The sequence below is a fragment of the Devosia sp. RR2S18 genome, assembly GCF_030177755.1.
In the GTDB taxonomy this organism is placed as follows: domain Bacteria; phylum Pseudomonadota; class Alphaproteobacteria; order Rhizobiales; family Devosiaceae; genus Devosia; species Devosia rhizosphaerae.
The window spans coordinates 3,248,879-3,262,964 of sequence record NZ_CP126539.1; the positions used below are offsets into that span (position 1 = coordinate 3,248,879).

General features: G+C 62.6%; 11 protein-coding genes. 6 read left to right on the forward strand and 5 right to left on the reverse strand.

Annotated elements, in window-relative coordinates:
* Positions 1-12: 12 nt before the first annotated feature.
* The 5 genes from QOV41_RS15970 to QOV41_RS15990 all read left to right on the forward strand — a co-directional run bounded on the left by QOV41_RS15970 (position 13) and on the right by QOV41_RS15990 (position 6,167).
* Complete coding sequence (locus QOV41_RS15970; RefSeq protein ID WP_284577791.1) at positions 13-804, forward strand: N-acyl amino acid synthase FeeM domain-containing protein; 792 nt, start codon at positions 13-15, stop codon at positions 802-804.
* A gap of 200 nt (positions 805-1,004) precedes the next feature.
* Positions 1,005-1,286 (forward strand): hypothetical protein, encoded by a 282-nt coding sequence (locus QOV41_RS15975; RefSeq protein WP_284577792.1) that lies wholly within the window; start codon positions 1,005-1,007, stop codon positions 1,284-1,286.
* Between the two features lie 98 nt (positions 1,287-1,384).
* Positions 1,385-1,678: a hypothetical protein gene (locus QOV41_RS15980; protein WP_284577793.1), complete on the forward strand. Its 294-nt coding sequence runs from the start codon at positions 1,385-1,387 to the stop codon at positions 1,676-1,678.
* A 185-nt stretch (positions 1,679-1,863) separates the two neighbouring features.
* Entirely contained in the window at positions 1,864-3,042 is a 1,179-nt protein-coding gene (locus QOV41_RS15985) for an efflux RND transporter periplasmic adaptor subunit (RefSeq protein WP_284577794.1), read from the forward strand.
* An 11-nt stretch (positions 3,043-3,053) separates the two neighbouring features.
* Positions 3,054-6,167: an efflux RND transporter permease subunit gene (locus QOV41_RS15990; RefSeq protein WP_284577795.1), complete on the forward strand. Its 3,114-nt coding sequence runs from the start codon at positions 3,054-3,056 to the stop codon at positions 6,165-6,167.
* A gap of 115 nt (positions 6,168-6,282) precedes the next feature.
* Here the strand turns inward: QOV41_RS15990 and QOV41_RS15995 are convergent, their stop codons facing one another.
* Positions 6,283-8,337, reverse strand: a complete 2,055-nt coding sequence (locus QOV41_RS15995) for a methyl-accepting chemotaxis protein (protein ID WP_284577796.1) — start codon at positions 8,335-8,337, stop codon at positions 6,283-6,285.
* A 301-nt stretch (positions 8,338-8,638) separates the two neighbouring features.
* On the opposite strand from QOV41_RS15995, the gene QOV41_RS16000 reads away from it, so the two are divergent.
* On the forward strand, positions 8,639-9,469 hold the full coding sequence (locus QOV41_RS16000; protein WP_284577797.1) for a universal stress protein: 831 nt from the start codon (positions 8,639-8,641) through the stop codon (positions 9,467-9,469).
* Between the two features lie 50 nt (positions 9,470-9,519).
* Here the strand turns inward: QOV41_RS16000 and QOV41_RS16005 are convergent, their stop codons facing one another.
* The 4 genes from QOV41_RS16005 to QOV41_RS16020 all read right to left on the reverse strand — a co-directional run bounded on the left by QOV41_RS16005 (position 9,520) and on the right by QOV41_RS16020 (position 14,026).
* Positions 9,520-9,717, reverse strand: coding sequence for a hypothetical protein (locus QOV41_RS16005; protein WP_284577798.1), 198 nt, complete (start codon positions 9,715-9,717; stop codon positions 9,520-9,522).
* A 76-nt stretch (positions 9,718-9,793) separates the two neighbouring features.
* Positions 9,794-10,771, reverse strand: coding sequence for a Gfo/Idh/MocA family protein (locus QOV41_RS16010; RefSeq protein ID WP_284577799.1), 978 nt, complete (start codon positions 10,769-10,771; stop codon positions 9,794-9,796).
* A gap of 13 nt (positions 10,772-10,784) precedes the next feature.
* Positions 10,785-12,866, reverse strand: coding sequence for a dipeptide ABC transporter ATP-binding protein (locus tag QOV41_RS16015; protein WP_284577800.1), 2,082 nt, complete (start codon positions 12,864-12,866; stop codon positions 10,785-10,787).
* 5 nt (positions 12,867-12,871) lie between these two features.
* On the reverse strand, positions 12,872-14,026 hold the full coding sequence (locus QOV41_RS16020; RefSeq protein WP_284577801.1) for an ABC transporter permease: 1,155 nt from the start codon (positions 14,024-14,026) through the stop codon (positions 12,872-12,874).
* Between the last annotated feature and the right edge of the window lie 60 nt (positions 14,027-14,086).

Genomic DNA, 14,086 nt, shown 5'->3' on the forward strand with positions numbered 1-14,086 from the left:
GTGGGGCGGACCATGTTAGTTGACTCGGATAGCGCAGCTGCAGCGGATGCAGGGCCACCCTCTCGCTTTGCTGGAGCGTTGCTGGATGTCCTCGATCGCGTGAGCTACGCCCAGGTGGAGCCGGGGGTAGTGGAAGACCCGATCTACAAGTTGCGCTATCGCGCCTATACGCGTGAAGGCTTCATGGATCACAACCCAGAAGAGATCTGCGTCGACGATCTTGACGCTGAACCCAACGGGATGAGTTTCGGCGTCTTCATCGATAATGAGCTGGTGAGCTCGATCCGATTGCATCACCTGACGGAAAAGACTCGGCGCTCCCCTAGCATGAAGGTATGCCCCGACATCCTGGAGCCAATGCTCGACCAAGGCATGAGCTTCATCGATCCCAGCCGTTTCACCGCAGACCACGAAGCTTCCCTGGCCTACCCGGCACTCCCATTCCTAACCCTGCGCATGGCCGCGATGGCTTCGGTCCACTTCAATGCGAGCCAATGCTTGGCCTTGGTTCGGCCCGAGCACGGGGCGTTCTACAAGCGCGTATTCGGGTCCGAACCCCTGTGTAGTGCCCGTACCTATCCGGGCCTGCATTTCCCGGTATGCCTGTTTGGCGCGAGCGTGGACATGATCCGCTCCCGCGTGGCGCAGCGCTTCCCCTTCTTTCTCTCGACGGCAGAAGAGCGGAACGCACTGTTCAGCAAGCCGCTGGTCACCGGAGCGCAGCGGCGCATTGCAGCCAGTGCTAGACGGGCGCTCGACGCTGCCCGAGTTGCCCGGGATAAACAGATTGAGGCAGCCGTCTAGCTCTCCCGGCTTTTGATGACCGTGAGACCTGCCGCATCTACATGCGGCAGGTCTCTGTCTGTTTGGGCGTCTCCCGCGCCGGAGGTGCGGCTGACCTCCCCGACCGCAGTTCTGCGCTGCCGCTGATTCACCTAGCTTGTTCAAGGAACAAGCGGGCGGCTTAGCCGTTTACCGGTGTACGCTGCAATTGGGAGTGCCGCGTGGAGCCGCTCGTTGAAGAACTAACGACCGAATTATCGGCGCGCTATGTGCAATATGTGGAGACTCTCCTGATCGATCTGAACACGGAGGAGAACGCCGCCGAGTTCAAGGTCGGCTTCTCGCTACGCTCCGACCACGAACTACGTCAGGTCACCATAAAGGCCACCTCGGACCTCGACGACGAGGAACTTGGGCAGGAAGCCATGGTGCGGGCGGTGTTCGAGGAAATCGAGACATTCATCGATCAAGCGGTCGCAACCGAAAAGCACAAGACCAACTAAGCACAACTACCATCAGGGTTCGGAAAGCACGCAAAACGCGGACATTGTCAGCTTTGCGTCAGCCGCTCCGGCATAATGTTCCGCAGAAGGAGAAATCAATGGACAAGGAACGATTCAGGGAGTGTCTGCAGACGCTACACTGGCCAAGTGCAACGCTCGCAGAAGTGCTGAACACGCCTCTCTCCACCTGCATGGACTGGCTGCTGGGCCGCGCGGAGGTTCCGCCACAGGTCGCGCTCTGGCTCGAAACGCTGACCCGCGCCCACATGGAAGCCCCGCTCCCGTCGGTCGAAGCTGCCCCTGCTGAAGACGACACGAGCGAAAGCGAGCAGGTCTCCATCGACGAGGAAAATGACTCCAGCGAAGAAGTAGTGCCAGCCGACGCCCACTAGGCGGCAGGCGAACCATCGTCTGAAACCGCATCCCCAGCCCACTCTAGACGGCAGCAGCCCACCCCTACCAAGTTACGTGATTGTAATGTCTGACGCGCGCGACCGCTGATATGGTGGCGGCATTGCGCCGGCCTGCATTCGTGCACCCGGCACCCGGGCATTATTGAACGTCTTTGGTGGATAGATTGCTGCGTCAGCTGACTGCGTGTCTTGTCGTTCTTGTGGCAGCCGGCTTGGCCTGGGTCTGGTTTGTGCCAGGCTCCACCAGCACACTTGCCAATATGGGGATCACCCTGCCCTTCGCGGTCGCCTCGGCCGATGGCGGAGCCGCACAAGGCACCGCCTCGAGCCGCGGCGGACGTCCAGGCGGGCGCGGCCCCGGCATGCGGCAAGCCAATGTGGTGACCTCCGCGGTTACCCTCGCAACCATCAATGACCGGCTCAGCGCCATCGGCGAAGCCAGCGCCGAGCGGTCGGCGACTGTGGTCTCACCGGCTGGCGGTACGCTGGCGGAAGTGATGGTGCGGCCCGGCCAGATTGTCTTTCCCGGGGATACCATCGCCCGGTTGGACGCCGATGCCGAGCAGATCGCCTTTGACCGGGCGCAGCTCGCCGCAGCGGACGCCGATGCAGCGCTGGAACGAACCCGCGGACTGGCTCAGTCCAATGTGGTGGCCAACACGGCACTGACCGCCGCGCAACTGGCCGCCGATACTGCGCAGCTGGAGCTGCGGAGCGCGGAAATGGCACTGGCCCGTCGGACAATTTTGAGCCCAATCGAGGGGCGTGTCGGCCTTATCCAGGTGACGCCAGGCAATTACGTGCCAGCCCAGACCACCGTCACCACGGTCGATGACACCACCTCCATTCTCGTCGATTTCTGGGTTCCCGAGCGCTATGTCGGAGCGGTCACCCAGGGCATGCCGATCGCTGTTTCACCCACAGCTTTGCCGGGTCAGGTATTTCGCGGCGAGGTGAGCGCCATCGACAACCGGGTAGATCCCAGCAGCCGCACCCTGCGCGTGCAGGGCGAAATCCCAAACGACGCGGGGGAGTTGCGCGCTGGCATGTCGCTCGCTGTTAGTTTGGATTTTCCTGGCGACCAGTACCCGGCGGTGAACCCGCTGGCGATCCTCTGGTCGGCTGAGGGCTCCTATGTTTGGAAGTACAACGCCGGCAAGGCGGAGCGTGTGATGGCCGAGATCGTACAACGCAATAGCGATGGGGTTCTTGTACGGGCCGATCTCGAAACGGGCGATGCCGTCATCACCGAGGGGCTGCTGCAACTAAGCGAGGGGGCAGAGGTCAACCTCTTGGATGGTCCGGACGGGAGCGGCGAGCCAGCCGCGCAAGTGGCAAGCTAGGGGGCAACGGCATGTCGATTGCGCGAAAGAACGAGCGTGGCGGCGACATAGCGGGCCTCTTCGTCCGCCGCCCCATTTTTGCTCTGGTGGTCAACGCCCTCATCGTGGTGGCAGGGCTGGCGGCGCTACTCGGCGCCGAAGTGCGGGAGCTACCGCGCGTGGAGCAGCCGGTGCTCTCCATTTCCACCAGCTTTCCAGGCGCGGCCGCGCAGACTGTCGATCGCGAGGTGACAGCCCTGATCGAGGGCGCCGTTGCGCGCGTTCAGGGCGTAACCGGCATCTCCTCGAGTTCCTCCACCGGCAGCAGCCGCGTCACGCTGGAGTTTTCCGACAGCACCAATCTCGACGTCGCCACCTCCGATGTCCGCGACGCCTTGAGCCGGAGCGTGCGAGGCCTCCCCCAGGGCGCCGAAGAGCCCACCATCTTCAAGGCCGATAGCGATGCACAAGCGGTCATTCAGCTGGCGGTTACGGCCAGCGACCTAACGCTGGGTGAACTCAGCGAATTGGTCGAGGACGTCATCACCGAGAGGCTGGCGGCGGTCAACGGGGTGGCTGAGGTGCAAGTTTACGGCACCAGCAGCACCTCGTTCGAAGTGGACGTCGATCCCGCCAAGCTCGCCAGTCTCGGTTTGACCGTCGCCGATGTCCGCACTGCGCTCTCGACCATAGCCCTTGATGCGCCGGCCGGGTCCATCAACGGCCCCAACCAGAATATTTCGGTACGGGCGATCTCTGAAGTCACACAGCCCGAGGATTTCGAACGCCTGGTCCTGCGCGACAATGTCGTTTTGAGCGACGTGGCCACCGTCGTCTTCGACGCCGCCTCCGGCACCTCCGCCCTGCGCTCGGACGGGCAGCCCGGCATCGGCCTGGGCATCGTGCGGCAGGCCCAATCCAACACCATCGAGATTTCCAACGGCATCCACGACGCCGTTGCGGCCCTGAACGAAAGCCTCCCGCCCTCGGTCACAATCAAGGTGTCGAGCGACGACGCGGTGTTCATCGAAGGGGCGCTGCACGAGGTGCAGATCGCGCTTCTCGCCTCATTGATCATCGTAGTGCTGGTGGTGTTCCTGTTCCTGCTCGACTGGCGCGCCACCCTGGTGCCAGCCATTGCCATGCCCGTCGCCCTGCTGGGCGCTGTTGCCGGCATCTATCTTGCGGGCTTCTCACTCAACATCATCACCCTGCTGGCGCTTGTGTTGGCCACGGGGTTGGTGGTGGATGATGCCATCGTGGTGCTCGAGAACATCGTGCGCCGCAAGCATATGGGCGCCGGGCCCCGCGCTGCGGCCATGCTAGGCACCCAGGAAGTGTTCTTTGCCGTCATCGCCACGACGCTGACGCTCGCGGCGGTCTTTGTGCCGCTATCTTTTCTAGAGGGGCAAACCGGCCGGCTGTTTCGGGAGTTCGGGTTCACGCTTGCCATTGCGGTGCTGCTCTCATCGGTGGTCGCCCTTTCGATGGGGCCAATGATTGCCTCCCGATTGCTGCGGGAGGGGGGCGGAGACAGCCGCGGCGGCCCCATTGGAGCGGTCGGCCGTGCCTTTGCCGGCTTTTACCGCTGGACCTTGCGGCTGGCGCTCAATAGCCCCCTCGTCGTGATCCTGATCTCCGTGCTCTTTGCCGCCTCGGCCTACTACGTCTACGGCAACCTACGGCAGGAGATTACGCCGGCAGAAGACCGCTCGCAGCTGATGCTGCGCGTTTCGGCACCCAACACGGCTAGCCTCGACTATGTGCGCACGCAGATGACGCGGGTGGAGGGGCTGCTGCAGCCCTTCGTCGAGAGCGGTGAGGTGGAGTCCATTTTTGTGATCTCGGGCTGGGGGGCAGGCGGCATGCTGACCCTGAGCCTGGCCCCGTGGGGCGAGCGTGAACGCACGCAGCAGGAAATTGCAGCCGACATCAACCAGCTGCTGACACAGGTTCCCGCCGTTCGCGCCTTTGTCGCCCAGGGCAATAGTCTGGGCATTCGCGGCGGCGGCTCGGGCCTGCAGTTCGCCGTAGTCGGTTCCAACTATGATGTCCTGGCCGAAACCGCCCAAACGATTGCCGATCGCCTGGAAGAGGATGGCCGCTTCGGGCGCACCTCGGTCAGCTATGACACGACCCAACCGCAGCTAACCCTGACCGTCGACCGTGGCCGCGCTGACGCGCTGGGGATCGACATCAACGGCCTTGCCACGACCATGCAGGCGATGATCGACGGCGCTGATGTCGGTAATGTCTTCATCAATGACACCAGCTACACCGTCCGCATGGTCTCGACGGCGAACCCGGTCAAAGATCCGCGTGATCTCGAAGCGCTGTTTGTGCGGACCGGCGATGGGCGCTACGTCCCCATGTCCACCATCGCAACCATCACCGAATCCGCCGTACCGCCCTCCCTCCGGCGCGAAGAGCAGCGGCGGGCTGTCCCGGTTTCGGCGAGCCTGGAGAGCGGCCTTGCACTGGGGGATGCCTATACCGAGTTGCTGGAAATCGCGCGCCCGATCCTGCCCGAGGGCACGTCCATCATCCCCATGGCCGAAGCCAAGACCCTGGGCGACGCCACCAATGGTCTCTTCATCACCTTCGGCTTTGCCCTGGTGATTATCCTGCTGGTGCTTGCCGCTCAATTCGAGAGCATCTGGAGCGCCATCATCGTCATGACCACGGTCCCGTTCGGCGTGGCTGCGGCGCTCTATGCGTTGTTGCTGACGGGCGCCAGTCTCAACATCTACAGCCAGATCGGGTTGGTGCTGGTAGTCGGCATCATGGCCAAGAACGGCATTCTGATCGTTGAATTCGCCAACCAGTTGCGGGATCGCGGGCTCTCGGTGCGTGAGGCGGTTGAGCAAGCCTCCAATATCCGCCTCCGCCCCGTGATGATGACCATGATCGCCACCATCCTGGGCGGCTTGCCGCTGGTGCTTGCGCAAGGGGCTGGGGCCGAGGCGCGATCGGCACTGGGCTCTGTCATGGTGGGTGGACTGAGCTTTGCCGCTACCTCCACCCTCTATCTCACGCCGGTTGCCTACCTCCTCCTCGCCCGTTTCAGCAAGCCTAAGGCCGAAGAGGAAGCGCGGCTCGAACGGGAGTTGGAGGCGGCTGACGGAGCCGCAGCGCCGGCGGAGTAGCTATGGCAATGGTCATCAAGTCAGCAGCCCGTCTGAGATAGCTGACCCGACATCCACCGTGTCATCTGCCTACCGATGGAAGAGTTCGGGCCACCATCTGGCAGCCCCGAAATTGTTAGAACTGTGTCCAGTCGTCGATCTTGGCCGCAGCATTGCCGTGCGAGGAGAAGGACGTTGCCGCCGTCCTCACCTTTCTCTGCAGTGCCTGGACCGGATTGCCGCGATCACCTCTGGTCGCAGCTGAGGACGATCCCAAGCGCTGTTGTCCTGCCGCGCCGATCCTGAAGATGTCCACGATGCGGTCGAGTTCGACTGCCTGCGCCTCCGTCTTCTCGATAGCCGCGTTGGTTTGCTCAACCAGTGCGGCGTTGTGCTGGGTCATCTCGTCCATTTGCCGAACAGCCAAGCTGACTTCATCGATCGAGTTCGATTGCTCCTGGCTGTCAGTTGCAATCTGGCTCATCAGGCCGGTCATGGTGCGGACTGACGAGACGATGCCTTCAAGGCCTTTGGCCGCCTCGGCCACGAGCTTGGTTCCGGATCGCACTTCGGTGCCCGACTGCTCGATCAGCGCCTTGACATCAGTGGATGCCTGAGCTGCGCTCTGAGCCAGACGACGAACTTCGATCGCGACGACAGCGAATCCCTTCCCAGCCTCTCCCGCTCGCGCGGCTTCCACTGAAGCATTCAGAGCGAGGAGATTGGTCTGGAACGCGATGTCATCGATCATGCCGATGATATTGGAGATCTTTGCGGAAGAACTCGCAATGCGCTCCATCGCCTGGGTGGCATGCTGCATCACTGCGCCACCATCCTCAGCAGCTCTTGCCACCTGACCCGCAGTACTGCTCGCTTCCTGCGCCCGCGTCGCATTTTGTGACACGGTGACTGCAAGTTGCTGGGCTGCGGCGGACGTCTCCTCCACCGTTGCCGCCTGTTTGGTCGTGCGTTCGCTGAGATCGTCGGCACCTGACAGGATCTCGCCAGTCGCAACCTTGAGAGACCCCGACGTGTCCCGCAACTGCCCAACAATTTCGGTCAGCTTCTCGGCCACGGCATTGGTGTCCTGCTTGAGCTGAAGGAAAGCACCTTTGTAGTCGCCAGTGACTCTTAGCGTTAGATCAGCTTGCGCCATTGCTCCAAGGACGTGTCCGGTCTCGGTCAGACCCTTGTTCACCGTTTGAACGAGGCTATTCACCGAGCGAGCCAGTTCGTTGAGCTCGGCATCGGGAAATTGCGCCGAGACTTCCTTGCTGAAGTCGCCGGCAGTAGCCGCGTCCACAACATCTCCGAATGCCAGTTGCAATTCCTGCATCATAGCTGCCCGCTCAGCGGCGCGCCGTGCCATGGCAGCTTTTTCCTCCTCGGTAAGGTCCCTGACCCTGATGCCGTTCTGGCGGAAGACCTCGACAGCACGGGCCATCGCTCCAATCTCATCTTTGCGATCGGCAGAGGGCACTTGCTGCTCGAGATCTCCCTGCGCAATGAGCGTCATGGTGTCAGTCATGCGGGAGATTGGCTGTGACACGCTCCGGTGGAGGAACCAGACGATGAGCAAGCCGGCCAGAACCGCCGCACTAACAGCAATGCCGACTTGCATCATTGCGGATTGGTGCTCGGCGGCGCTGTTCTCCATCCTCTGGCTCGCCCGCTCTACGGAATAATCCATCAGGCCGTTGGCCGCTTCGCGCGCTTCCCGGAATATGTCTGCACCGGCGTCACGCGCCGACGCTTCGGCCGCTGCGTAGTCGCCTGCGGCGATCGGAGCATAAACGTCGCGATCGATCAGACCAATATATGCAAGGGCGTCTCGCTCTAGTATGGCAAGCAGTTCGGCCTCTGTTTGCGACAGACGAGTGGCCCCGATCTCTGCCAGACGCGCCAACAGGCGGTCGTATTGTTGGCTGATCTCCTCGCGTAGGCGGGTGTGGCTCTCTGGGCGCTCCGCCAGTACATACTCCAACGAGTCGCCGCGAATGCGGTAAAGCGATGACTTGGCATCATCGATCGCCTCCAGAAGCACCAGCTCCTGCTCGTACATGTCCACGAGCCTGCGGTTGCTTTCATTAAGTGCGCCGATGCCAACGACGCCGACAATCAGCAGAGCACACAGCAAGGCGCCCACGCCAAGGAGCACCTTGGCCGAAATCTTGAGGTTGAAGATAAACATGGTGGTTCCGGGACAGAATACTCCGCACCAGAATTGATGCCATGATGGTAGTTAATGAACATGCAAGTGCGAGGGCTGATCCCGGCGGCTCCGGCTTCTATTCTGAAGTTTCACTGCGCTGGCAGGCGCATGGTTGAGCAAGTCGGGGAGCGCAAGAGTAAGCCGAGCCTGAGCGGGCAATGCAGGTCGGAGCTGCGGAGCCGGCGGAGTAGGATCAGCTTTAGGCGCGGTTTTTGATTGGGATCAAGGCGAGCACGTTCAAGCTCAGCTAGGTCTTCCCTATCAATGGAGGATCCTTGCTGTGCTCACCGATGTGCTTGTCCCTGTCATCACCTACCCTGAAGACGCTGCCACGGCGTCCCTGACGAAGCTGACGAACCTCCTGGGCTCTTTCGCTGACCATGTGACCTATTGTGCACTCGAGATCGATGTTCCCGCCCTCAATGATCACTGGGGTTCCGGCTTGCTCGGGCTGGGCCAAATGGCGGTCGAGATAGAAGAGCGGAGCCGAAATCGCGCCGCCGATCTGCTGGCGGCTCTCCAGGCGGAGTCTAGAAAGCTCAGGAGTGAAACGGTGTCCTTGCGCGCCGCGCCTGGAACCTTCGGCCTAGGCGTTGCGCGGCAGGCACGCCATCATGATCTGACGGCTATCTCAATGCGGGAAGGCAGCGCCGACCAGCAAGCGATTGCCGAGGACATCCTCTTCGGCTCGGGGCGTCCACTGCTCCTGGCTCCAGAGGCACTAGAATACGATGCCGCACTGAATCGGCTCGCTATCGCTTGGGATGGCGGACAAACTGCGGCTCGTGCCGTCTACGACGCCATGCCTCTCATCGTGAAGGCCAACGAAGTCGTCGTTCTGACAGCCAATGCCGACAAGCCCATCCAGCAGGTGTCAGTCGCGGCCTTGATGCGATACCTAGAGCGCCATGGCGCGAGTGCTCGGCTTGTGGAAGCCAATTCGAGCGGCAGTGGCATCGGCGCTGATCTTCAAAGCGCTGCCAAGGCAGAACAGGCGAGCCTCTTGGTCATGGGAGCTTATGGCCATAGCCGACTTCGGGAGTTCGTCCTCGGCGGCGCTACGGCAGGCGTCTTACGAGGGCCCACCCTGCCCGTGTTCATGTCCCGCTAAAGGGCGGGCGGCATGAGGGTTGGTCCGACGGTGCAGCACTGCGGTCGGACCTATTGGGCGGGCTCGATACTCTCGACACCGCGCTCCATAAGCGCCAGCTCAGTGTTGCTGGTCGAGTAGCCGGTGGCGCGGCGCTGAACCACCACAAAGCCCTCATGGGCCAGTTGGGTGGCGAGGGCAGTCAAGCTGCGATGGTCCTCAACCGTCAGGATCTGCCCAGATCGAAGTGTGACTTTGAACGTGTTCATTTCTCGCCTCTATGGTCGATGCGGGCATATCATGCTCTGCAAAGAGCGCAAGGGGAGGACAAAAGGGGGCGGCGCACTAGACCGCGACGGCATTCCCGTTTTCCGCCGCCGAAAGCTTGATCGCATCCCACAGTTTGGCGAAGCGCAGGCCATCGGCGACCGTGGAGGGGTTGGGGTGCCTGCCCTCGCGCACGGCCATGAACGTCTGGATGGGTGTATCGCGGGTTTCGCCCTCTTCACGGGCTCCGGCGATCTCCCGCCATTTGCCCCAGGCGTCGATCCTTACGATGACCTTGGAGTAAAAGAAGGTGATGGCAGAGGCGCAACCTTGCGGTCCATCGCCGGCGGCATTGAAGGTGACGAGCGCCCCATTGCTGAGCTGCGCTGCAACGACGGTCACCAGGTCCACCATTCGCCCGCGATTGTTGGCAAAGGCTGCGACCCGCACAAAATCACTGTCAGCCAACATACAGACCGTGTTCATCATGTGCGCGCCCGTGTCGAACATGAATCCGCCACCCGAAATGGCGGGATCCTGCTTCCATTGCCCGGCATAGCTGTGCGCCCAGCCCTCCCAGATCGCGGCATTGACGCTGACGAGGTCCCCGAATTCGCCACGGCGGGCTCGCTCGCGGGTATCGTGGACGAGCGGCGAGAGCCCCCCTTGGAACGCAACCACAATCGTCCGATCCGTGCGGCGCTCCGCATCCTGGAGAGCCAGCGCCTCCGCTTGCGTGGTGACCATGGGCTTTTCCAGCAGCAGATCATACCCAGCCTCCACCACCGCCACGGCATTGGCACCGTGCAACACGTGCGGCGTCGAGACGTAGACAGCGTCCATCTGCCCTCGCATGGCAGCCAGCATGGCGTCGGCATCACCAAAGGGGCGTGGTGGCGATGCGCCGGCGTTTTCGCAGACTTTGCCGAAGCGATCGAGCGCTGCCGGATTGACCTCCGCCGCCGCCACTATCTTCACCTCCGGCATGGCCGCCCAGCCCTGCGCGTAGTCGGCAGCTTTCAAGCCGGCGCCGATGACGCCAAGACGTAACAACATAGTGGGCTCCTGTTCACGCGGGGACGAGCGCCGCTTCGGGCGCAACCGGCCGCAATCGCAGTTCTTCGGACCGAATGCAGGCGTCCAGATGCTCCGGCGGGCCCTCTAGCTCCGGGCGCACCGCCCGGCAAGCGCTGATTGCATAGGGACAGCGATCGGCGAAGGCGCATCCCTTGATCGGCTCTGCGGCATCGGGCACGTGCCCGCCCAGGCGGATGCGCGCCCCCTCGGCGCGAGGACGGCGACCGGGAATGGCTGCCAGCAGGGCTTCGGTGTAAGGGTGGCGCGGATCGCGGAAGATGGCCTCGGTCGGTGCCAGTTCCACGATGCGCCCGGCATACATCACCGCGACGCGGTCGCTGATATTGGCAATCACCCCCAGATCGTGGCTGACGAAGAGGTAGGTGAGGCCCATTTCTGCCTGCAATTGCTTCATCATGTTGATGATCTGCGTTTGGACCGAAACATCGAGGGCGGACACCGCTTCGTCCGCAATCACCAAACGTGGGTCCGAAGCCAGCGCCCGGGCAATGGCGATGCGCTGTCGTTGACCGCCGGAAAAGGCATGCGGGTAGCGCTCGGCATAGTCAGGACTGAGGCCGACACGGGCCAATAGCGCCTGCACCTTGGCTTCGATCTCGGCCTCGCGCAACCGGCCACTGACCTGCAAGACCTCGCCGATGATGTTGCGCACCCGCATCCGGGGATTAAGGGAGCCCGTGGGGTCCTGGAAAACCATGCGAATATCGGTGCGCATCTGGCTGGCCACTGCGCCTCGGGCGCCAAGTACGTCCACTGGCGGCCGCGCACCGTCGGCGAAAGCAATGCTGCCAGCGTCGGCCTGGTGCAGGCCGACGATGGTCTGGCCGAGGGTGGACTTGCCGCATCCGCTTTCGCCCACAAGCCCTAGGGTCTCACCGGGGTAGATATCGAGCGAGACACCGTCCACGGCCCGCACTGCCCCCACCCGGCGCTGGAAAAAACCGGCCCGAACGGGAAACTGCTTGTGAAGGTCGCGGATACTGAGCAGCGGCGGCCCTTCGCGGCCTCGTCGCGGCTCAGTAGCCAGCGCCACAGCGACCGGCGGGTCGGTCCGCTCGAACTTGAGCGCTTGAGGACCATAGGCGTGGCAGGCGACCGTGTGCTGGTGGCCCAAATCGGTTTCCCGCAGGTCCACCAGTGGGCAAAGATCAGCCCGAGCCCAGTCGCAGCGCGGATGAAAGGAACAACCGGAGGGCCGCAAGGCTGGCGGTGGCACCATGCCGCGGATGGCGCGTAACGGTGCCTTGAAGTCGCCCTCGAGCCGCGGCATCGAAGCCAAAAGCCCGCGGGTATAGGGGTGCTTGGGGTGCTCCAGCACCTCGCCTACCGGGCCCCGCTCGACAATCCTGCCCAGATACATCACTGCCACTTCGTCGGCGATCTCGGCCACCACCCCAAGGGCATGAGTGATAAACAGGATTGCCATACCCGTTTCGCGCTGCAGCTGCGCCAAGAGGTCGAGGATGTTGGCCTGAGTGGTTACGTCCAGCGCGGTGGTCGGCTCATCTGCGATCAACAGCCGCGGCTTGTTGATCAACGCCATGGCGATCATTGCCCGCTGCCGCTGTCCACCCGAAAGCTGGAACGTGTAGCTGTCGTAGCGCCGTTCAGGGTCGGGCATGCCGACCTGGTGGAGCATGCGAATGGCCTCTTCGCGCGCTTGCTTCGCGCCAATCTTGCGGTGGAGCGTCAGCGCTTCGCTGATCTGGTTGCCGATCGTACAGAGCGGCGACAAGAAGCTCATCGGCTCCTGGTGGATCATGGCTATATCGGCGCCGCGCACCTGCCGCATGACCGAGCTGGTTGGCTTGAGGCTCGCGATGTCGAGGGCGGCGCCATCGGGCTGGCGCAGGGTGATCGATCCACCCGATACACGTCCAGGATGATCGATAACCTGCAGGATCGATTTGGCGGTCACCGACTTGCCGCAACCCGACTCGCCGACGAGGCACAGTGTCTTGCCGCCGGATACGTCGAGGTCGAGCCCGTTCACCACCTCGACCGAAGGGGCGAAGGAGATGCGCAGATCGCGGATTGCAACCAGACTGTCCATGGGCCTTAATCCGAATAGGGGTCGGCCGCGTCGCGCAGGCCGTCGCCGAGAAAGTTGAGCGCGAGGACGGCGATCACCACCGCGACCCCAGGCATCAGGAGCCAGGGAGCAGAGGCAATGGTTCGCACGTTCTGGGCCTCCTGCAGCAGCACGCCCCAGGAGACTATCGGGGTGCGCAGGCCGATACCGAGATAGCTTAGCGCCGTTTCCGCCAGGATCATGCCAGGAATGGCCAAGGACACGGTGGCGATGATGTGGCTCAAGAAGCTGGGCAGCATGTGCCTGAAGATGATCCGCACCGGTCCGCAGCCATCCAGACGCGCCGCCTTGACGAAGTCTTCATTACGCATGGCGAGGAAGCGCCCGCGGACGACGCGCGCCAGACTGGTCCAACCCAGCACCGACAGTATGATGGTGATCAGGAAATAGACTTGCAGCGGTGGCACGGTTGTGGGGATGGCTGCCGCAAGGCCGATCCACAGCGGAATGGAGGGAACCGACTGGATGAACTCGATAAGGCGCTGGATGAGGTTGTCCACCACCCCGCCAAAGAGCCCTGAAATGCCGCCGATCAGAACACCGAATACGAGGCTCAGCGCAACCCCGATCAGACCGATTGTCATTGAGATGCGGGTCCCGTAGATGGTTCGGCTAAGAATGTCGCGCCCTAGCCGGTCGGCGCCGGCTAGAAAGACCGGTTGCCCTTCAACAACCGGTCCGAACAGGTGCCAGTCGGTGGAAAAGAGCCCCCAAAGGCGATAGCTCTCGCCTTGCACAAAGAGGCCGATCTCGATTGGCTGGGTGGGGTCTTCGACAAAGGTACGGCGCCCCGAGTTATAGTCGATTTCGGATTTGTAGGCGTTGACGTGAGGCGCAAAACGCCAGCCCTCGCCGTCGTCGCGTCCCCAATGGATCGGCTGTGGCGGCGCGTAGCTATAGGCCGGGTTGTAGGCCTCCAGTGTTACCGGCGCCAGGAATTCGGGGATCAGCGCCACAAGGTAGGCAAGAATAACGACGATGCCGCCGGCGACGCCCAGCCGATGGCGGAGAAATTTCTGCCACACCAGCCCCCAGTGCCCATCATAGCCACGGCCGCGGCGACGCTGGTGCTCCGCTGAACTGGAAGCGAGCTGGGTTGCCGTTGCCTCGACGGTGCTCATCGAGAAGTCTCCGGTAGGCTCGGGCAATCACCCGTTCTTGTTCCCGTCGTGCCGAGCCCA